The following is an 18911-nucleotide window of genomic DNA, read 5'->3' as shown; positions in this document are numbered from 1 at the left end:
GGCGCCCGTCCCCGGTCCGCCGGTCGGGCAGCCGGTCACGAGCGGCATGGGTATGTCTCCCCGACCCGACTGGCCCTCAGGTGGACGGCCGACGGAGGTCAGATGTGCACATGCTGAATGGCCGGTTCGGTAACCGGAGTTCAGCGATTCGGGGGTCGGTGCGGCGCCGGATGCGGCCCGGAGGGCGGATCGGGAGCGAGCCTACGTGCGCCGTCGAACGGTCCGATCCGGTGCGGCGCCTGGCCGGTCCTCTCCGGACGCCCTGTGGTCATCCGCCGGACGCGGGGCCGTTGTCCGGCCGCCACGCCGTTCTGCCAGCCTTCCCGGCATGCCGAACACGGGCGCGAACGCCTCCCCGGGCCGGTACCGGTGGCTCGGACTCCTGGGTTCGCTCGCGCTGGCCGCCGGGGCCCTCACCGCAGGGGCTCGGCCTGCTGCCGACACCGGCCCTTCGCTGCGTTCCTCGGGTGGCGCGGGGACCGTTCTGGTCTTCGCCGGGCTGGTCGTCCTTACCGCCGCGTGGCTGCTGATCGGGCGCTCCGTCGAAGGCCAACCACCGCCCGGCGAACGGTGGTTGTACGTCACGCTGGCCTGGTGGGCCGCCCCGCTGCTGCTGGTGCCGCCGCTGTTCAGCCGTGACGTCTACAGCTACCTCGCCCAAGGTGCCATGCTCGCCCACGGGTTGGACGTCTACACGCACGGACCCGCCGACCTCGGTGGGCCAACTGCCGTACAGATACCGCAGGTGTGGCAGCACACCCCCGCCCCCTATGGGCCCGCCTTCCTGCTGGTGGCCCGGGCCGCCGCCCCGCTCGCCGACCACCCGTGGGCCGGAACGCTGGCCCTGCGTCTGGCTGCTGCCTGCGCTGTTGCCGTGATGGCCGCCCTGGTGCCGGCTCTCGCCCGTACCCTCGGCGCCGATCCGGTCGGCGCGTTGCGGTTGGGTGTGCTCAACCCGCTGGTGCTGGTCCATCTGATCGCCGGTGCGCACAACGACGCGCTGGCGTTCGTGCTGCTGCTCGGCGGTCTGCTCGCCGCGACTCGAGGGCGTGCGTTGCTTGCCGCAGTCCTGGTCGCCCTGGCCGTACTCGTGAAGGCTCCCGCAGTGCTCGCCCTGCCCGTGGTGTGCCTGATCGCCATCGCGGATCGCGCCCGGCGGGCCCAACTACTCAAAGCTGTACGGGCATTGGCGACCGTCGGCGCCACGGTGCTCGCCGTCGGCGCCACGGTGCTCGCCGTCGGCGTCACCGTGCTTGCCGTCACCGCCGTCGCGGGCACCGGATACGGCTGGATCGGCGCCCTCACCACCCCCGCCACCAGCACCAGTTGGTCGCTCACCACCAGCCTCGGCCGGCTGGCCGCCGATCTCACCGGCACCGCTCCGGACGGCGCGATCGCTGCCACGCGACTGCTCGGGCTTGCCTTCGTGGCTGTCGCAATCTGCGTGCTGGCGTGGAGAGTTGTTCGGCGGGGGAGCGAGCCGGTGGCGGCCCTGGCGCTCGCGTTCGCCGTCCTGGTCGCCCTCGGGCCGGCCTTCCGGCCGTGGTACGCGCTGTGGGCGGTGCTCCCCGCCGCGTTCGCCGTCCGTGCCCCGGGCGTCCGCCGGGTCGTCGAAATCACCTGCGCGGTACTGGTGTTCGTCGTGATGCCGGACGGGTTCGGTCCGGACGGTGCGGAACTCGTGCTCGCTGTCGGCGGATTGGTGATCGGGGCCGTGGTCGTGCTGGTGACGGAGCGCGGTGTGCCGTTCCGCGAACGGCAGTTGGCGTGCTGACCCGGGGAACGAACGCCGCTCGGCTCGCGGTCCTTGTCGTTGCCGTGGTGGTCACCGCCACCGTCCTGGCGGTCATTCCCGGGCATCGTGGCTGGTTCGACATCGGCGTGTACTACGGCACCGTGCGGCACTGGACCGAGACCGGACAGCTCTACGACTATGTTCGTCCCGGCACGGTCTACGGGTTCACCTACCCGCCGTTCGCCGCGGTCTGCATGCTGCCGATGCGTCTGTTCGGCTGGCATCCGGCGATCGCGGTCGGCGTCGTCCTGTCGGCTGTCGCCACCGCCCTCCTGCTGTACTGGCTGATCGATCCGATCGCCCGGCGGCGCGGCTGGTGCCGGTGGTACGCGTTCGGGCTGGCGGCTTGCCTGTGCGGCCTCACCAACCCGGTGCGCGACACCTTCAGCTTTGGGCAGGTCAATCTGCTGCTGGTCGCCCTGGTCTTCGGCGATCGGCAACTCGCCGACAGCCGTTGGAAGTTCCTCGCCGGCATCGGCACCGGACTGGCCGCCGCGATCAAGCTCACCCCCGCACTGTTCATCGTCCACCTGCTGATCACCCGCCAGTGGCGCGCCGCCGGGACCGCCACCGCCACCGCGCTGGGTGCCACCGGGCTCGGGTTCCTGATCGGTCCCGAGGTCTCCCGCCAGTTCTGGACCGCCATCCTCTGGGACACCGACCGGGTCGGCGGATTCGCCAACATGTCCAACCAGTCCCTGCAAGGACTCATCGCCCGCCTGGGGCCACAACTCCCGGGCCGCGCCCTGTGGGTGGCCGCCTCGCTCGCCGTCCTCGCCATCTGGGCGCATCGCCTGCAGCGCGCCACCCGGGCCCGCGACACCCTCGCCGCCTACAGCCTCACCGGCCTCGCATGCTGTCTGGTCAGCCCGATCACCTGGGTGCACCACCTGGTGTGGGTGCTGCCCGCGCTGGTGGTCCTCGGCGACACCGCTCTGCGCGAACGCCGCCGCGACCTGCACACCATCGGCTGGCTGCTCCAACTGGTCATCTCCAGCGGCATGGTGTGGCTCTGGCACCCCGACGGGCGCACCCCCGGCACGCTGTTCGGCGGCAGCGCCTACGTCCTGCTGACCTTCGCCCTGCTGGTGGCCATGCCGATCCGCGACCGGCCCGAGTCCGAGGGTCTTGTCGCCGAGACGGGTGCCGAGACGGATGTCGCTGAAACGGTCGCCATCCCGGGACCTCGCCCTGGGCGCCCCGCCGCCGTCGGATGAGCCGGTGATCGCATTTGGACGCCGAGCGGCACGGCCGCAGCAGGGCCGTCTTCGACGCCCAGTGGCGAGGACTCAGGACGGGCGGGAGGCGCGCAGCGAGTAGACCAGCGGGAGGCGGGGGCCGGGCGGCAGGAAGAAGTGCCCGTGCGCGTGTTCGTGCAGGAAATCCAGGTGCAGGCCGGCCGCCGCCAGGGCGCTGATCACGTCGCCGATGCCGTGCCGCCACTGCACCGTACGGGTTGCCGTCATCGTCGCGTCACGGTCGGCGTAGCTGCCGGGCGTGTCCAGGACAGCCGGTGCGCGGTCGAAGTAGTCCTCCACCACGGTGCGGCCGTCCTCGCCGACGAGTTCCGCGACCGGGTGGAACTCCGCCAGGTACACGAACCCGCCCGGGCGGACCAGGGAGGCCACCGTGCGTGCCCAACGTGCTAGGTCCGGCAGCCAGTTCAGGGCCCCCATGCCCGTGTAGACCACGTCGAAGGTCTCGCCGCCGAGGGCCTCCACCGCCCCGTACACATCAGAGGTGACGAAGTGCGCGGAGTCCACCCCGATCCGCTTCGCCAACTGCGCGGCCTCCACGAGCGCCGGCTCGGAGAAGTCCAGCCCCGTCACCAGCGCGCCGCGCCGTGCCCACGAAAGGGTGTCCAGGCCGATGTGGCACTGCAGGTGCAGCAAGCGCTTTCCCGCGACGTCCCCGACCTCCGCGAGCTCGAAGTCCCGCAGCACCTCCGCACCGGCGACGAACGCCGGAACGTCGTAGAACGCCCCGCCGACGTGGACCGGCACTCGCTCGTCCCAGTTCGCGCGGTTGGCCGTTTCCCAGCCCGTCCAGTCCGGGGCGGGCTGTCCGTCCGGTGCGTCCGGTGCATCCGGGGCGGGCTGTGGGGTGTCGTGGAAAGTAGACATGGCGACTTAGCATTCCGGGCCGTTGGTGGCCGGTCAACGGAATATCGGGAAGGCAGGGGCAGGGTTCACCCGACCGGTCGGCGGGCGCGGCGGGTCGGACCGGTGCCCGGTGACGGGCGATCAGGCGTGCGACGCTGTCCAGCGGCCCGCGAGCGTCGCCCCGGCGCGGTGCAGCCAGCGGGCAGGTTCGGCCCGGGCCGCGGATGCGGAACCGGCAAGCGAGGCAAGAGTGAGCACCTCGGCGGCGGCCGACTCGCCGGCCACCACGTTGGACGGAACGCCCGCCGCCTCGGCCAGCCGCACCACCTCGCCGACGGCCTTGCCCTGGAGACTGGTCGCGTCGTATCGGCCCTCGCCGGTGATCAGCAGCTCCGCTGAAGCCAACAGGCCTGGCAGTCCAAGGAGTTGAGCGACCGCCGGGGCGCCCGGCTCGACCACCGCGCCCCAGCCCGCCAGCAGTCCGTAGCCCGTACCGCCCGCCGCGCCCGCACCGGGATGGGACGGGTCGGCGCCCATCAATTCCGCCAGTCGCGTCAACCTGGCTTCCAGCAGCGGAAGTTCGCGCTCACCGGCACCCTTCTGTGGCCCGTACACCGCCGCCGCGCCGCTTTCGCCCAGCAGCGGGTTGGTCACATCCGTGAGCAGCACCACCCCGCCGGGTGGGGCGAAGCGGATCCGTGAGCGGTCGAAGGTGGCCGCAACTTCAAGCGCGGCGTCGAGATCTGACGATACGTCAGAGATCTCGTTGCCTTCGTCGTCCAACAGACGGGCGCCGAGTGCGGACAGCAGTCCGAAGCCGCCGTCGGTGGACGCCGAGCCGCCGAGGCCGATGAGGAGCCGGGTCGCACCGGCGTCCAGTGCGGCCGCGATCGTCTCGCCGGTGCCCCGGGTGGTCGCGGTCAGCGGGCGCAACTCGCCGCCCAGCAGCGGGAGTCCACTGGCCACGGCCAGCTCGACCACAGCTGTGCCGTCCGGCAGCAGCGCGAACTTTCCGCGCACCGGCCGACCGTCCGGCCCGGTCACGTCGGGGACGTCCACCAGTCGCGCGCCGGGACTGGCGGAGACGATGGCCGCGAGCGTGCCCTCCCCGCCGTCGGCCATCGGCACACACCGCACCTCGTCCGCCGACCGGACCGACCGCCAGCCCGAGGCCAGCGCCTCGGCGGCATCCGCCGCGTCGATCGTCCCCTTGAACGAATCCGGCGCCACGACGATCCGCATCTGCCCACCTCCGCCTCTCTCGACCTCGACCTGGACCTGGACCTGGACCTGGACCTGGATCGCGACCTCGACCCGGATCGCGACCTCGAACACGACCTTGACACACCGGCCCCGTACTCCGGCCCCGGCCCCGTACTCCCGCCCCGGCCCCGTACTCCGGCCCCGGCGCCGATGCGGGGCCACTCAACCGGACGGTGCCGCACATCCACCACTGCGACACGGCGCGGGCGGCGGGCCGTCCGGAGACCGGGCGATCCGCCGCCGCGCACCCGCACCAGCCTTCGTCAGCGGCGTACGATGTGCGTGCGGTGGCGTTCCTTCAGGGTGGTGAGGGTCTGCTCGCCCGGTGTATGCCACACCGCCTCGTTGAACAGCTCGACCTCGATCCAGCCGTCGTAGCCGGCGGTGGCCACCCGGTCGGTCAGCCAACCGAAATCGATGTGCCCGTCGCCGACGTGTCCCCGGCCCAGTAGCACGTCCGCCGGTAGCGGCAGCGTCCAGTCGCACACCTGGTAGGAGGCGATCCGGCCACCCGCCCCCGCGCGGGCGATCTGCTGCTCCAACTCCGGGTCCCACCAGATGTGGTAGCTGTCCACCACGACACCGACCTGCTCGGCCGGATGGGCCTCCGCCAGATCCAGCGCCTGGCCCAGCGTGGAGACCACCGCCCGGTCCGCGCAGAACATCGGGTGCAGCGGCTCGATCGCCAGCCGGACCCCGAAGTCCCCCGCGTGCGGCGCGAGTTCACCGATCAGGTCGGCGACCTGGCGGCGCGCCCCGATCAGGTCCCGGCTTCCGTTCGGCAGGCCACCCACCACCAACACCAGTGTGTCGGTGCCGAGTTCGGCCGCCTCCTCGATCGCGGCCAGGTTGTCCGCGAACGCCGCCCGACGTGCCGACTCGTCACCGGCCGTCAGGAACCCGCCCCGGCACAGGCTGCTCACCGCGACACCCGCGTCCCGGCACAGCCTCGCCGCCCGGGCCAGGCCCGCCTCGGCGACCTTGTCGCGCCACAGGCCGATCGCCGGAATGCCGGCGTCCACGCAGCCGCGCACCGCCTCCTCCAGGCTCCAGCCCTTGGTGGTGATCTGGTTCAGCGACAACTGCTCGCACGCCTCGGCCACCTTCAGCACCGCCGCGCTCATGCCCGCACCCCCGCCAGCGCCAGGAACTGCCGCATCCGGTCTGCTGCCAACTCCGGATCGCCCAGCACCCCGGCCGCGTCCGCCAGTCGGAACAACTCCACCAGGTGGCTCACCGAACGGCCGCTCTGCGCACCGGCCACCATGGTGAAGTGGTCCTGGTGGCCGCACAGCCACGCCAGGAACACGATGCCGGTCTTGTAGTGGAACGTCGGCGCCGCGAACAGGTGCCGGGCCAGCGGCACCGTCGGCTCGAACAGCGCGTCGTAGCGTGCCAGGTCACCGGCGTCGAGCGCCTGCAGGGCAGCCGCTGCGACCTCCGCGATCGGGTCGAACACGCCCAGCAGGGCATCGCTGTGCCCGATCTCGTCACCCCGCACCAGCTCGGGGTAGTTGAAGTCGTCGCCGGTGTACATCCGCACCCCGGACGGCAGTTCACGCCGCAGTGCGATCTCCCGGCCCGCGTCCAGCAGCGACACCTTGATGCCGTCGATCCGCCCCGGGTGGCTGCGAATCAGTTCGAGCACCGTCTGCGCGGCCGCATCCAGATCCGCGGAGCCCCAGTACCCGGCCAGCGCCGGATCGAACATCTCGCCCAACCAGTGCAGAATCACCGGCCGTTCGGCCTGCTCGACCAGCTTCCCGTACACCGACAGGTAGTCCTCCGGTCCACGCGCCGACGCCGCCAGCGCCCGGCTCGCCATCAGAATCGGCTGCGCACCCGCCGCCTCGACCACCGCCAGCTGTTCCTCGTACGCTGCCGACACCTGGGCCAACGAGACGTTGACGGACGCCAGTTGGTCGGTGCCCGCGCCGCATGCCAGCCGACCGCCGACGGACTTCGCCTCCGCACCCGAACGGGCGATCAGCTCCTGGGTGGCGGACCAGTCCAGGCCCATGCCGCGCTGCGCGGTGTCCATCGCATCGGCGACACCGAGGCCCAACTCCCAGAGCCGGTGCCGGAACTTGAGCGTTCCCTCCCAGTCCACGGCGGCCGGCGCACCGGGCGCGTTCCCGCCCAGCGGATCGGCCACCACGTGGGCGGCCGCGAACGCCACCCGGGACGAGGCCGGCCCCGACGGGGCGGCGAGCGCCGCGGGCTCGCGCAACTTGTACCGGCCGATGCCGGGCAGATCGAGATGAGTCATGGTGTCAGGCCTTGGAGTCGTGCGATCACGTGGATCGGCGGAGGGGGGAGGGGGAGCGGGAGATGGGGCGGGGGAGTTGGGGGCGGGAGGGGAGGTGCGGCCGATCGGGCGGAGGAGGTCATCTACGCGGAGATGATCCCTGCGTAGATCAACTCGGACGCGTGACAGGAAATGACAGAACGTGGCAGAAAGTGACACCCGTGGCGGGCGAGGGCTGGGCTTCTGCCGGGGAGCGCGGGGGAGCTGGGCGGGCATCGGGGCGGGGTGTGGTTCCCGCAGCCCGTTCCGCCGTCCCGCCCCCGCCACCTGGACCTGGCGCCCAGCGCCCGGCACGCCGCACCCGGCAGCCGTCACCCGCCGCCTGGACCGTGTGCCCGGCACGCCGCACCCGGCACGCCGCACCCGGCATCCGTCACCCGCCGCCTGGACCGTGTGCCCGGCACGCCGCACCCGGCGCCCCGCACCCGGCCCCTGCCGCCAGCCGCGTCAGAGGCTGAGCTCCGGCACCTCCAGCCGGCGGCCCTCGCGGGCCGATCGCAGACCCAGCTCGGCGAGCTGTACGCCCTTGGCGCCCTCCAGCAGGTCCCACTGGTACGGCGCGCCGGTCGCGACGTGCTTGAGGAACAGCTCCCACTGGACCTTGAAGCCGTTGTCGAACTCGGCGTTGTCCGGGACCTGCTGCCACTGCTCGCGGAACCGCTCGGTGGCCGGCAGGTCGGGGTTCCACACCGGCTTCGGGGTCGAACCGCGGTGCTGGATCCGGCAGTTGCGCAGACCGGCGACGGCGCTGCCCTCGGTGCCGTCCACCTGGAACTCCACCAGCTCGTCCCGGTCCACGCGGACCGCCCACGAGGAGTTGACCTGCGCGACGATCCCGCCCTCCAGCTCGAAGACGCCGTACGCCGCGTCATCGGCCGTCGCCGGGTACGGGCGGCCCTGCTCGTCGACCCGCTGCGGGATGTGCGTCGCGGCATGCGCGTACACCGAGCGGACCGGGGCGATGATGCCGTCCAGCACGTAACGCCAGTGCGGGAACATGTCCAGGATCATGCCGCCGCCGTCCTCGGCCCGGTAGTTCCAGGACGGGCGCTGCGCGTCCTGCCAGTCGCCCTCGAACACCCAGTAGCCGAACTCGCCACGCACCGACAGGATGCGGCCGAAGAAGCCGCCGTCCACCAGTCGCTTCAGCTTCAGCAGGCCCGGCAGGAAGAGCTTGTCCTGCACCGCGCCGTTGCAGACCCCTGCGGCCCGGGCCAGGCGTGCCAGTTCCAGTGCCGCGCCCAGTGACTCGGCAGTCGGCTTCTCGGTGTAGATGTGCTTTCCGGCCGCGATCGCCGCCTTGATCGCGGACTCCCGGGCCTGGGTGACCTGTGCGTCGAAGTAGATCTCCGCCAGCGGGTGCGCCAGTGCCTCGTCCAGCGAGGCGGTCCAGTGCGACAGGCCGTGCCGCTTCGCCAGTTCCTCCAGCTTGGCGGCGCTGCGCCCGACCAGGATCGGCTCCGGCCACAGCACCTGGCCGTCGTCCAGCGGCAGACCGCCCTGTTCGCGGATGGCCAGGATCGAGCGCACCAGATGCTGGCGGTAACCCATCCGGCCGGTGACGCCGTTCATGACGATGCCGATGACCCTGCGGGACATGGGGGGTCCTTTCCGTGGGTGGAGGTGGAGGTCGCGGTGGAGGTGGTGGAGGCGGTGCAGGTGCTGACGAGGGGGCGAGCGGGGAGGCTGGAAAGCGCTTACCGCGATGGCCGCGAGGAGGCCCGGGGCGGTGCGGGCGGGTGCGGGAAAGCGCTTTCCCGCGCCCCGTGGCCGATCGGCCGGTCACCTGGTCGAGAGTGGGAATGGGCGGTGCGCAGGCCTTGCGAGGGCCGATGGAAAGCGCTTTCCAGCCGGGCCGTCGAAGGTCCTTGGAAAGCGCTTTCCATGCGCCGAGGCTAAGCGGCCCGACCGCCCCGGTCAAGGCGTTGTGGTCGCCTCGGTCAACCGGGCGGGGCCGAGCGGTAACCTGTCCCTCGATCATCGGCGAGCAGGGCCAAGGGGAAAGCGGGGAGTATCGGGTGGCTGTCACTCTCGGGGATGTGGCGCGGCACGCTGGTGTCTCGCTGGCCACCGCCTCCCGGGCCCTGAACGGCTCGGCGCGGTCGGTGACGGAGGAGCTGTCGGCGAAGGTTCGGGCGAGCGCCGATGCGCTCGGCTACCTTCCCAACGCGCCGGCGCAGGCGCTGGCCCGGTCGTCCGGCGCGACGATCGGGGTGCTGCTGCACGACGTGGCCGACCCGTACTTCGGCGGGATCGCTCGCGGGGTCGGCGACGCCGCTGCCCGGGCGGGCCTGCTGTCGCTGGTGACCAGCACGGACGGCGACCCCCGGCGCGAGCTGGAGGCGATCCGGATGCTGCACGCGCACCGGGTCCGGGCGATCGTCCTGGCCGGGTCGGCGTACAACGACGTCGAGGTGATCCAGCAGCTGGACGAGGCGTTGGCGGCGTATCAGGAGCAGGGCGGCCGAGTGGCGGCCATCACCGACCACGGTCCGCTGTACGACACCGTCGAGGTGGCGAACAAGGAGGGCGCCGCCGCGCTCACCCGCGCGCTGGCCCAACTCGGCCACCGCCGCTTCGCGGTGATCACCGGCCCCGAGCGGATGCGGGTCGCCGAGGACCGCCTCGACGGAGTCCTGGACGCGCTGCGCGAGCTCGGTCTGGAGTCGGGTGACGGGATGGTCCAGCGCACGGAATTCACCCGTGAGGGCGGTCGGGCCGCGATGGCGCGGATCCTGGACGTCGCCCAGGAGAGTGGAACCGCGCTGCCCACCGCCGTGATCGCCCTCTCCGACATCTGCGCCGTCGGCGTCCTCGCCGAACTGCGCGACCGCGGCATCTCCGTCCCCGACCACATCTCGGTGGCCGGCTTCGACGACATCCCGCTGGCGACCGACCTGGCCCCGGCCCTGAGCACCGTCCGCCTGCCGCTCGCCAGGATGGGCGAGTTCGCAGTCCGGCTGGCCCTCCGCGAGGGCAACGGAGGCAAGACCGACACCAACTCGGCCTCCGCCGCGGTGGTGCTGCGGGACAGCACGGCCGCGCCGCGAGTCGACTGACGGCCGGTCGGGCGTGCGGGCGGATGTCGCGTGTCGGCCGCGTCCGGAAGTTTGTTGAGCCGTCAGGCAGTTGATGTCAAGCCAGAGCGGTCTCGGGGAGGGGCGATTGGTTCCTGGCATGCCTTCACATCTCAGTCCGGGCACCTCCGGCGCCTTCCGGCGTTTCGCCGGACGGCTCGCCCGCGGTTCGGTGGGCCACCTGATGCTGGAGGGGGTGGACTACTGGGAGGAGCTCCGGGATTCGCCTTCCCAGGCGGAGATCTGCTTCGCCATCTTCGCCAACGTCCTTGAGCTGGACGAGCGGGGAGAGCCGGTCAACGAGAAGTACGCCGAGCGTCGGGCCGCGACGTGGCTCTACAAGTACTGCACCGGGGAGCTTCCTCAGGGTGAACCGGACCTCGAAGCGTGGGAGTGCGAGCTCCACTGACACGCCGAGCCGATGAGATGACTGTCAAGGGGCTGCCGCAGTAAGGGAGTTGACGCTACCTGCGGGTGGCGGGACAGTCGCTTGCACCCGGTGGGCGTGGCCTCCTGGAGCCGAGCGGGATGCAGGACCTGGCGGGGACCGAGGGAGCGGGGGCCGGTGCCGAGGGGGCGGAGGCCGGGGGCCGAGGCCCGGGGCGGTCAGGTGTTGGCCGGGGTGGTGAGGAGGTCGGACGCTGCCCGGTGGATCTTGGTGAGCGCGCTGAGCAGGTGTTCGCGCTCGGCCGGGGTGAGGTCGGCCAGGACCTGTTCCTCCATGGCGCGGCGTTCGGCCTCGATCGGCTCCTGGAGGGCGCGGCCCGCGTCCGTGAGCCGGAGGCGGACCAGGCGGTTGTCGTGGTCGTCGCGGTGGCGGGTGAGGAGTCCGGCGGTGGCCATCCGGGTGGCCATCTTGACCACGGTGGGCGTGGTGACGTTGAGCGCGGCGGCGATCTCGCCGGGGGTGCGGCCGTCGCGTTCCCACAGGGCGGCGAGCAGGTGGTTCTGTCCGAGGTGGAGGCCGTGGCGGCGCATCGCCCCGTCGGCGAGGGCCCGGAGCGCCTTCGAGGTCTTGCCGTGCAGGTCCAGGAACTCGGGCATCGCGGCCTCCGGTGGGGTGCGGGTGAGCGGCTGGCAGGGCCGCCCGGCAGATTGATTGACGGCTAATCAGTTCCTGGCTAACGTTCTCGCCGGTGTCGGATCGCTAGACGGCTAACATCTCCAGGGGGATTGATGATACTGATCACCGGTGCGACCGGAAACGTCGGGCGGGAGCTGGTCCGGGCGCTCGACGCGGCCGGTGCCGAGCTGCGCCTACTGGTGCGCGCCCCGGACCGGGCCGCCGCGCTGCCCGCCCGCGCCGAGCGTTTCGTCGGGGACCTGGGCGAACCGTCCACGCTGGCGGCCGCGTTGACGGGCGTCGAGAAGCTGTTTCTGCTCACGCCGGGCATCGGCACCGCGCACACGGCGCACGTGGTTGCCGCCGCCGAGGCCTCGGGGGTGCGTCACCTGGTGCACCTGTCGTCCGCCAACGTGCTGGGCGACCCGATGCCCGCGATGGGGCGTTGGCACCATGAGCGGGAGGAGATCGTGCGTGGCAGCGGCATCCCGGCGACGATCCTGCGGCCCGGCGGGTTCATGACCAACGCCCTGGAGTGGGTGGGGACGATCCGCACGGAGGGGTACGTCCTGGACCCGATCGGCCCGGGTCGCTTCGCGCCGATCGATCCGGCCGACATCGCCGCCGTGGCGGCCCTGGTCCTGACCGAAGACGGTCACGAAGGTGCGGAGTACGTGCTGACCGGCGGCGAGTGCCTCACGGTCGCCGAGCAGGCCCGGATCATCGCGGGGGCGACCGGTCGCCGTATCGAGGTGCGCGCGGCGCGGACGCCCGCCGAGGCGGTCCGGGCCCGTTTTCCCGGCGGGGTGCCGCAGGCGCTGGCCGACGCCATCGTCGAGGGCTTCACGTTGATGCGCGCCGACACCGTCGGCTTCCGCACCGAGACGGTGGAGCGGATGCTCGGGCGCGGACCGGGGACGTTCGCGGACTGGTGCGCGCGCAACGTGGACGCGTTCCGCTGAGGGACTCCGGTCGGCCTCGAAGTGGTGGGCGGCCGACCGGAGTTGTCCGGCGAAGGGGTCAGGACTGCCCGCTGCCGAGGTAGTGCTCCAGGTGTTGCTGGTTGACGACCAGGCGCAGGCACAGGTGCCGGAACTGGGACAGTTCCTCGGGGGTGAAGCCGCGGAAGACGGCGGACATGGCGCGTTGGGTGGGGAGGCGGAAGGCGTCGAGCCAGTCGCGGCCGGCGGGGGTGATGGTGACGCGGACGGAGCGTCGGTCCTGGGGGTGCTGGACGCGGCGGGCCAGGGTTTCGCGTTCCAGGGTGTCGACCGGGCCGGTGACGTTGCGGGAGCTGACGCCGGCCGCGCGGGCGAGTTCGCCGATGGTGAGACCCTCCGGTTCGGCGTTGCCGAGTCGGGTGAGCAGGTCGAGGGCCCCGGCGCTGAGGCCGCGGCCGCCGGCGCCGTGGGCGCGCAGGCGGTCGATGGACTGGGAGGCGGAGCGGACGGCGGCGGCTTCCAGCGCGAGGGTGTCGTCGTCGAGGGCGAACGCGCGCATCGAGCTGCGGACGCCTGGGTCGTAGAGGTGGCCGTCGGGGTCCGCCCGTCCGGCGTGCCCAGGATCGACCTGGCAGCGAAGCTCCAGCTGAAGTGCAACCTGTGCTACGACCGCACCCCCTACGGCCTGGCCCCGATGTGCGCCACCGTGTGCCCGACCGGCGCCCTGTTCTACGGCACCGCCGAGGAGTTGCAGGCCGAGCGGCCCGGCGTGGAGGTCTCCACCGAGTTCGTGTTCGGCGCCACCACGGTCTCCACCGGCGTCGCCATGGTCGTCCCGCCGGAGCGCCGGGCACCTGTCCCCGGCGGAACACCGAACCTGATCGAAGTCAACGGGCGGCCCACGCCCGGGAACGGAGCGGTGGCGTGAGCAGCCCTGCCGACCCGTCCGGGCCGGGCGGCCCCGAGGACGCGCACCGGGCCGAGCAGGACGCGCTGCGCGGGCGGATCAGCGCCGACCCGCTCACCACCCGCCGCGACTACCTGCGGATCGTCGCCACCGTCTCCGGCGGCTGGTGGTCGGCTCCGCCGTCGTCTCCGCGGGCGTGCTGCATCGCCACGGCGACGGCATCGCGCCCCCGTTGAAGGTCGCCGACCGGCTGGAGCGCGGGCAGGAGGTGAGCTTCGACTACCCCCGCAGATTCGGCCGACCTCCGGCTACGCCGACGCCCGGGTCACCGCGACCGGCCCCGGACCCGGCGCGGGCACCGACCAGTAGCCGGAACGCTCGGCGATCCTGTCCGCCCGCCTCACCCTCGCCATCACGGTCGTCATCGGCCAACTGTGGGCACTCACCGTCGCCACCAACGCCTGGACGCGCGGCGAGATCGCCACCGCCTGGTGGTGCACCGGATTCAGCGCCGCCTCGTTCCTGGTGGTCCTGCTCGCCTGGCGAATCCCGTCGGCCGGCCGCTGAGCGCGCCACCGTCGCCCGGTGAATCCCGTCGGCCGGCCGCTGAGCGCGCCACGACCGCGGAACGCTGACATGCGGCGCCCGGAATGTGGTGATACCTCTCGAAGGACCTGTGGAAGGGAGCTCACGATGGTCGATTACCCGTTGCTCAACCTGTTCTGGACGATGCTGTTCCTGTTCCTCTGGATCCTCTGGTTCTTCCTGCTGTTCAAGGTGATCACCGACATCTTCCGCAGCCACGACATGGGCGGCTGGGGCAAGGCCGGCTGGACCGTCTTCGTCATCCTGCTGCCCTACATCGGCGTGCTGGTCTACCTGATCGTCCGCGGCAAATCCATGGGGAACCGCGACCGGGCGCTCGCCGCACAGGCGGAGAGCAACTTCCAGGACTACATCCGCAAAGCCGCCGGCACCGAGGGCCAGCAGGCCGGGCCCCGGCACGTGGACGAACTCGCCCGCCTCGCCGATCTGAAGAACAGCGGAGCCATCTCCGAGGAAGAATTCCGCGCGGCGAAGGCCAAGCTGCTCGCCTGAGCGCCTGAGATCCCGCCGGCAGGCGGGCGGGAGGAGGCCGGTCGGGGTGCCGGACACACCACTGACACCCGAGGTGTTCGACCGCGCCATCGTGGCCATCGCGCTGACCGCCGGAAACGACCACCGACTGGTGTACGTCAACGAAGCGTTCCGCGACCTGTTCGGCGACCGACCGCTCGGCGACCCGGCCCGCGAGGTGTTCACGGAGCCGGGCGCCGAAGGTTTCGTCGCCACCCTCGATGCGGTACTCGCCGACGGCACCGCCCGGCAGGTCACCACCCCGCGCACCCTCGGCTGCCCGGACAGCGCAAGCCCCCACCGGCACTTCGTCTACTCCTGCTCACCCGCCGCCACCGCGCACGGCCCCGGCATCCTCACCGCCGCCATCGACACCACCACCGAACTGCACTCCGCCCTGGAGACCGAACGCCTCTCCGCCGAACGCCTCCAGGCGCTGCGGCGCTACGAGGCACTGATGGCCGCCACCTCCCAAATGGTGTGGCTGGTGCACCCCGACGGCACCACCGGCGAACTCGTCCCCGGCTGGGAGGCCCTCACCGGCCGGCCCTTCCCCGAGACGGCCCGCGCCAGCTGGCTCGACGTCGTCCACCCCCAGGACCGCGACCAACTCGCCACCCACTGGGCCGCCGCCCGCGACCTGCCCACCGCCTTCGAACACGTCTTCCGGGTACGCGGCGCGGACGGCGGCTACCGGCACGTGAGGGCCCGCGCCGTCCCCATCGTCCGAAACGGCGAACCCGCCGAATGGATCGGCACCACCAGCGACATCGAGGACCAGTGGCGCAACCGGCTGCGCGAAAGACTGCTCGCCCGGGCCGGCGCCGTCACCGAGGCCGAACGCGCCGACGACGCCTTCGCCGCCCTCGCCGCCACCCTCGTCCCCGAACTCACCGACGTGTGCGCCGTCTACCTGCTGCGCGAACCCGACGCCGCCGGCGGCGCCGTCGTCGCCACCCGGGTCGCCTCCGTCGCCCGCCCCGGACTGCCCCCGCTGCCACCGATCAACCGGCAGACCTACACCCTCGGCGCACGCGCCCGGAAAGCGGTTTCCGACCGCACTCCCATCGTGCTCGAATTCGCCGACGGCAACATCCCCGCCGGCAACATCCCCGAGATCTCCGCCCGCTGGCTGGAACGCGCCCGCGCCACCAGCCTCACCCTGCTGCCGATCGTCGTCGACGGCGCCGTCGTCGCCCTCGCCGCCACCGCGGACTGCGAAGGCGCACCCCCGCCAGGACCCGCCGACATCGAACTCCAGCACGAAGTCCTGCAACGCGCCCAAGCACCGTTGCGCCAAGCCCTCGCCCTGCAACGCGCCCGGCACACCGCCGTCGTCCTGCAACGCGCCATGCTCACCACCCCGCCCCGCGTCGGCGGCGCCGACCTCGCCGCCCGCTACCGCCCGGGCAGCCGCAACGCCGAAGTCGGCGGCGACTGGTACGACGCGTTCACCCTCCCCGACGGCGCACTCGCCATGACCATCGGTGACGTCGCCGGCCACGACCTCGCAGCCTCCACCACCATGGGCCAACTCCGCGCCATGCTGCGCTCCATCGCCTACATCCGCCCGCACGGCCACACCCCCGCCGACACCCTGCGCGAACTCGACACCGCCGCCGAAGGACTGGGCATCAGCACCTTCGCCACCGCCGTGCACGCCCGCCTCACCCGGCACGGCGCGGACGGCGCCTGGGAGGTCGAATGGAGCAACGCCGGCCACCCCCCGCCCGTCCTGGTCCCCGTCACCGGCCCGCCCCGACTGCTCGCCGCCGAGGACGCCGACCTCCCGCTGTGCGTCGACCCGCGCCGCCCCCGGGTCACCCACCGCGACCCGGTGGGCCCCGGCGAAACACTGCTGTTCTACACCGACGGCCTCGTCGAAGTCCCCGGCGAACACCTCGGCGACGGCATCGCCCGCCTCTGCCGGTCCGCCGCCGAAGCCCGCCACCGCCCGCTCGCCGAACTCTGCGAACACCTGGCAGGCCTGGTCGCCGACGTCCGCGACGACATCGCACTGATCGCCTTCCGGCCCACCCCGCTCGCGACCTCGCAGGACCGGCCGCGATGAGCACCCCCAACGGCGGGACCGGCCAGGGCGATCCGGACAGGAGGGACGGCATGGACGGGCCGCACGACGCCGAAGCGCTGCTCGACGCCCTGTTCACCCAGGCCCCCATCGGCCTCTACCTGCTCGACCAGGACCTGCGGCTGGTACGCCACAACCCCGCCGCCGAGCGCCCCGACACACTGAGCGTCGGCCTGCACGTCGGCGACCTCGCGCCCGGCTTCGACGACACCGAACTCGAAACCCTCGCCCGCCAGGCCCTCCAGGACGGCGACTGGATCCGCGAACACCTGGTCCGCGGCCGCACCCCCGGCCAACCCGGCCGCGACATCGTCGGCGCGGTCTCGTTCTTCCCGATCCGCTCCCGCACCGGCCACCGCTACCTGGTCGCCGCCATCCAGGACGTCACCGAACGCCAAGCCACCCTCGACCGCCTCGACATCCTGCACACCGCACACCGCCAACTCGGCGCCTCCCTGGACGCCATCGGCTCCGCCGAGGAACTCGCCGACGTCGCCGTGCCCCGCCTCGCCGACATCGCCACCGTCGACCTGCTCGACGAACCCCTGCGCGGCCTGCCCACCCACACCGGACCCGCCGACCCCACCGCCCCGCTGCGCCGCGCCGCCTACCGGGCCGTGCACGACCCCGGCCGGCCCGCCGGGGGGCCGGGCCCGATCCCGCGCGGCGAACTGTCCACCTTCGGGGCGCCCACGCCCTACAGCCAAGCGATGGAGGACGGACGGGCCCGGCTGGTACGCGGACTGAGCGGCGAGGAGGACTGGCTGGCCGCCGACCCCGCGCGCGGACGCCGCCTGACCGGGCTCGGCGTCCACTCGATGATTGTCGCGCCGCTGATGGCCCACGACACCGTCCTGGGTCTGCTCGCCCTGTACCGCAACCGGCGGCCGGACCCCTTCGAACAGGCCGACCTGGACCTTGCCGTCGAACTCGCCTCCCGCGGCGCCCTGTCCATCGACAAGGCCCGCAGCTACGCCCGCGAACGCACCATCGCCACCACCCTGCAACGCCAACTCCTGCCCAGGGAACCGGCCGAACTCAGCGCCGTGGAGACCGCGCAGGTCTACCTGCCGGGCGCGGTCGGCCCCGGCGGCGACTGGTACGACATCATCCCGCTGTCCGCCGCCCGGGTCGGCCTGGCGATCGGCCGGATCACCGGAACCGGCATCGAGGCCGCCGCCCTGATGGGCCAACTCCGCACCGCACTGCGCACCTTGGCCGTGCAGGACCTGGCGCCGGACGAGCTGCTGGTGCGCCTGGACGAGGCCGCGCGGGTGCTGACCGAGGAGCAGCGCGACAGCCTGCCACCCGGCGCGGACCGGCTCCCGGACGGCCTCGCGTCCTGCCTGTACCTGGTGTACGACCCGATCGCCCGGACCTGCACCGCCGCGTCCGCCGGGCACCCCGCGCCGGTGCTGGTCGGCCCGGACGGCGAGCCGCTGCCGTTCGATGTCGAGCCCGCGCGGCCGCTGGGCTGGGGCGACTGCTGCTACGAGACGACCACCACCGAGCTGGACGAGGGCTGCGTACTGGCGCTGTACACCGAGGGGTTGATGTCCGGCCGTGCCCGGCACACCGACGAGGACGGTGCGCCCGACGGCCCGGGCGGGCGGCGGGCGGTGCTGGAACGGGTGCTCGCGCGGCCCGGCGAGGAACAACTGAGCGACCTGTGCGACCGGGTGGTGTACGCGCTGCTGCCCGAACGGCAGCGCGAGGACGCCGTGCTGCTGCTGGCCCGCACCCGGGCGCTGCCGGACGAGCGGGTCGCGGTGTGGACGCTGCCCGACGACCCGGCGGTGGTGCGCACGGCCCGGCGGCTGGCCGAACACCAGTTGGCGGCCTGGGAGTTGGGGGAGATGGAGTTCGCCACCGACCTGATCGTCAGCGAGCTGGTGACCAACGCGATCCGCTACGGGGAGCCGCCGATCCGGCTGCGGCTCATCCACGACCGGGACCTGATCTGCGAGGTGTCGGACAGCTCGGCCAGCACCCCGCACCTGCGGCGGGCGAAGAGCACCGACGAGGGCGGCCGCGGACTGTTCATCATCGGTCACCTGGCGCAGCGTTGGGGCACCCGGTTCGGCCGGGGCGGCAAGACCGTCTGGGCGCAGCAGGAGCTGTCGCTGTCGTCCACGGGCGTGCCGTACGAGGAAGGTGAGGAACCTGACGGCTCGGGCGAGGCCTGAGCCCGGCGGGGTGGTTTATTTTACTTACTGGGCGGCGCGGCGTATATTTGGTGGGGGTAGTTCT

At 72.5% G+C, this 18911-nt stretch carries 17 protein-coding genes and 1 pseudogene; 11 read left to right on the top strand and 7 right to left on the bottom strand.

What is annotated here, in order from left to right; translation table 11 throughout:
• Positions 1 to 328 precede the first annotated feature (328 nt).
• Both mptB and ACFV18_RS21945 read left to right on the top strand, forming a co-directional pair.
• Entirely contained in the window at positions 329 to 1774 is a 1446-nt protein-coding gene (gene mptB / locus ACFV18_RS21950) for a polyprenol phosphomannose-dependent alpha 1,6 mannosyltransferase MptB (protein WP_380485672.1), read from the top strand.
• Between the two features lie 47 nt (positions 1775 to 1821).
• On the top strand, positions 1822 to 3012 hold the full coding sequence (locus ACFV18_RS21945; protein WP_380485670.1) for a glycosyltransferase 87 family protein: 1191 nt from the start codon (positions 1822 to 1824) through the stop codon (positions 3010 to 3012).
• A 72-nt stretch (positions 3013 to 3084) separates the two neighbouring features.
• On the opposite strand, the gene ACFV18_RS21940 is transcribed toward ACFV18_RS21945, so the two are convergent.
• The 5 genes from ACFV18_RS21940 to ACFV18_RS21920 all read right to left on the bottom strand — a co-directional run bounded on the left by ACFV18_RS21940 (position 3085) and on the right by ACFV18_RS21920 (position 9067).
• Positions 3085 to 3918, bottom strand: a complete 834-nt coding sequence (locus ACFV18_RS21940; RefSeq protein WP_380485668.1) for a class I SAM-dependent methyltransferase — start codon at positions 3916 to 3918, stop codon at positions 3085 to 3087.
• 120 nt (positions 3919 to 4038) lie between these two features.
• The gene (locus ACFV18_RS21935) at positions 4039 to 5232 is read right to left on the bottom strand and encodes a glycerate kinase (protein WP_380485666.1); all 1194 of its coding nucleotides are present in this window, start codon (positions 5230 to 5232) and stop codon (positions 4039 to 4041) included.
• A gap of 191 nt (positions 5233 to 5423) precedes the next feature.
• Positions 5424 to 6284: a sugar phosphate isomerase/epimerase family protein gene (locus tag ACFV18_RS21930; RefSeq protein ID WP_380485664.1), complete on the bottom strand. Its 861-nt coding sequence runs from the start codon at positions 6282 to 6284 to the stop codon at positions 5424 to 5426.
• Positions 6281 to 7429: a dihydrodipicolinate synthase family protein gene (locus ACFV18_RS21925; RefSeq protein WP_380485662.1), complete on the bottom strand. Its 1149-nt coding sequence runs from the start codon at positions 7427 to 7429 to the stop codon at positions 6281 to 6283. The genes ACFV18_RS21930 and ACFV18_RS21925 overlap by 4 nt, the downstream gene beginning before the upstream one ends.
• 486 nt (positions 7430 to 7915) lie before the next feature.
• Positions 7916 to 9067, bottom strand: coding sequence for a Gfo/Idh/MocA family protein (locus ACFV18_RS21920; RefSeq protein ID WP_380485661.1), 1152 nt, complete (start codon positions 9065 to 9067; stop codon positions 7916 to 7918).
• 419 nt (positions 9068 to 9486) lie between these two features.
• On the opposite strand from ACFV18_RS21920, the gene ACFV18_RS21915 reads away from it, so the two are divergent.
• Positions 9487 to 10527, top strand: coding sequence for a LacI family DNA-binding transcriptional regulator (locus ACFV18_RS21915; protein WP_380485659.1), 1041 nt, complete (start codon positions 9487 to 9489; stop codon positions 10525 to 10527).
• Between the two features lie 118 nt (positions 10528 to 10645).
• A complete protein-coding gene (locus ACFV18_RS21910; protein ID WP_380485657.1) occupies positions 10646 to 10954 on the top strand; it encodes a hypothetical protein in 309 nt (102 codons plus the stop codon).
• Between the two features lie 197 nt (positions 10955 to 11151).
• On the opposite strand, the gene ACFV18_RS21905 is transcribed toward ACFV18_RS21910, so the two are convergent.
• Positions 11152 to 11589 carry a MarR family winged helix-turn-helix transcriptional regulator gene (locus ACFV18_RS21905; protein ID WP_380485655.1) on the bottom strand — a complete coding sequence of 146 codons (438 nt, stop codon included), beginning with the start codon at positions 11587 to 11589 and terminating at the stop codon, positions 11152 to 11154.
• Between the two features lie 132 nt (positions 11590 to 11721).
• Between ACFV18_RS21905 and ACFV18_RS21900 the strand changes: the two genes are divergently transcribed.
• Complete coding sequence (locus ACFV18_RS21900; RefSeq protein ID WP_380485653.1) at positions 11722 to 12570, top strand: NAD(P)H-binding protein; 849 nt, start codon at positions 11722 to 11724, stop codon at positions 12568 to 12570.
• A 58-nt stretch (positions 12571 to 12628) separates the two neighbouring features.
• Here ACFV18_RS21900 and ACFV18_RS21895 read toward each other — a convergent pair whose 3' ends face one another.
• Positions 12629 to 13108, bottom strand: coding sequence for a MarR family winged helix-turn-helix transcriptional regulator (locus ACFV18_RS21895; RefSeq protein WP_380485651.1), 480 nt, complete (start codon positions 13106 to 13108; stop codon positions 12629 to 12631).
• A gap of 27 nt (positions 13109 to 13135) precedes the next feature.
• On the opposite strand from ACFV18_RS21895, the gene ACFV18_RS21890 reads away from it, so the two are divergent.
• The 6 genes and pseudogenes from ACFV18_RS21890 (at position 13136) to ACFV18_RS21865 (ending at position 18847) form a co-directional block, all read left to right on the top strand.
• On the top strand, positions 13136 to 13477 hold the full coding sequence (locus tag ACFV18_RS21890; protein WP_380485649.1) for a 4Fe-4S dicluster domain-containing protein: 342 nt from the start codon (positions 13136 to 13138) through the stop codon (positions 13475 to 13477).
• Positions 13474 to 13692, top strand: coding sequence for a hypothetical protein (locus tag ACFV18_RS21885; protein ID WP_380485648.1), 219 nt, complete (start codon positions 13474 to 13476; stop codon positions 13690 to 13692). Before ACFV18_RS21890 ends, ACFV18_RS21885 begins: the two co-directional genes overlap by 4 nt.
• Before the next feature lie 49 nt (positions 13693 to 13741).
• Positions 13742 to 14023, top strand: a pseudogene (locus tag ACFV18_RS21880) (hypothetical protein); the annotation flags it as partial.
• Between the two features lie 126 nt (positions 14024 to 14149).
• On the top strand, positions 14150 to 14554 hold the full coding sequence (locus ACFV18_RS21875) for an SHOCT domain-containing protein (RefSeq protein ID WP_380485646.1): 405 nt from the start codon (positions 14150 to 14152) through the stop codon (positions 14552 to 14554).
• Between the two features lie 46 nt (positions 14555 to 14600).
• Positions 14601 to 16643 (top strand): SpoIIE family protein phosphatase, encoded by a 2043-nt coding sequence (locus ACFV18_RS21870; RefSeq protein ID WP_380485644.1) that lies wholly within the window; start codon positions 14601 to 14603, stop codon positions 16641 to 16643.
• Positions 16640 to 18847 carry a SpoIIE family protein phosphatase gene (locus tag ACFV18_RS21865; protein WP_380485642.1) on the top strand — a complete coding sequence of 736 codons (2208 nt, stop codon included), beginning with the start codon at positions 16640 to 16642 and terminating at the stop codon, positions 18845 to 18847. The genes ACFV18_RS21870 and ACFV18_RS21865 overlap by 4 nt, the downstream gene beginning before the upstream one ends.
• The last annotated feature ends 64 nt before the right edge of the window (positions 18848 to 18911 follow it).

It is taken from the genome of Kitasatospora sp. NPDC059673 (assembly GCF_042734215.1).
Taxonomy (GTDB): Bacteria; Actinomycetota; Actinomycetes; order Streptomycetales; family Streptomycetaceae; genus Kitasatospora.
This window is presented reverse-complemented; position numbering and strand designations above follow the sequence as displayed.

Bases quoted from the DNA above. Each gene is read 5' to 3' on its own strand.
- ACFV18_RS21900 (WP_380485653.1), top strand. From the start codon at position 11,722: ATGATACTGATCACCGGTGCGACCGGAAACGTCGGGCGGGAGCTGGTC.
- ACFV18_RS21910 (WP_380485657.1), top strand. From the start codon at position 10,646: ATGCCTTCACATCTCAGTCCGGGCACCTCCGGCGCCTTCCGGCGTTTC.
- mptB (WP_380485672.1), top strand. From the start codon at position 329: ATGCCGAACACGGGCGCGAACGCCTCCCCGGGCCGGTACCGGTGGCTC.
- ACFV18_RS21865 (WP_380485642.1), top strand. From the start codon at position 16,640: ATGAGCACCCCCAACGGCGGGACCGGCCAGGGCGATCCGGACAGGAGG.
- ACFV18_RS21930 (WP_380485664.1), bottom strand. From the start codon at position 6,284: ATGAGCGCGGCGGTGCTGAAGGTGGCCGAGGCGTGCGAGCAGTTGTCG.
- ACFV18_RS21875 (WP_380485646.1), top strand. From the start codon at position 14,150: ATGGTCGATTACCCGTTGCTCAACCTGTTCTGGACGATGCTGTTCCTG.
- ACFV18_RS21895 (WP_380485651.1), bottom strand. From the start codon at position 13,108: ATGCGCGCGTTCGCCCTCGACGACGACACCCTCGCGCTGGAAGCCGCC.
- ACFV18_RS21920 (WP_380485661.1), bottom strand. From the start codon at position 9,067: ATGTCCCGCAGGGTCATCGGCATCGTCATGAACGGCGTCACCGGCCGG.
- ACFV18_RS21940 (WP_380485668.1), bottom strand. From the start codon at position 3,918: ATGTCTACTTTCCACGACACCCCACAGCCCGCCCCGGATGCACCGGAC.
- ACFV18_RS21905 (WP_380485655.1), bottom strand. From the start codon at position 11,589: ATGCCCGAGTTCCTGGACCTGCACGGCAAGACCTCGAAGGCGCTCCGG.
- ACFV18_RS21925 (WP_380485662.1), bottom strand. From the start codon at position 7,429: ATGACTCATCTCGATCTGCCCGGCATCGGCCGGTACAAGTTGCGCGAG.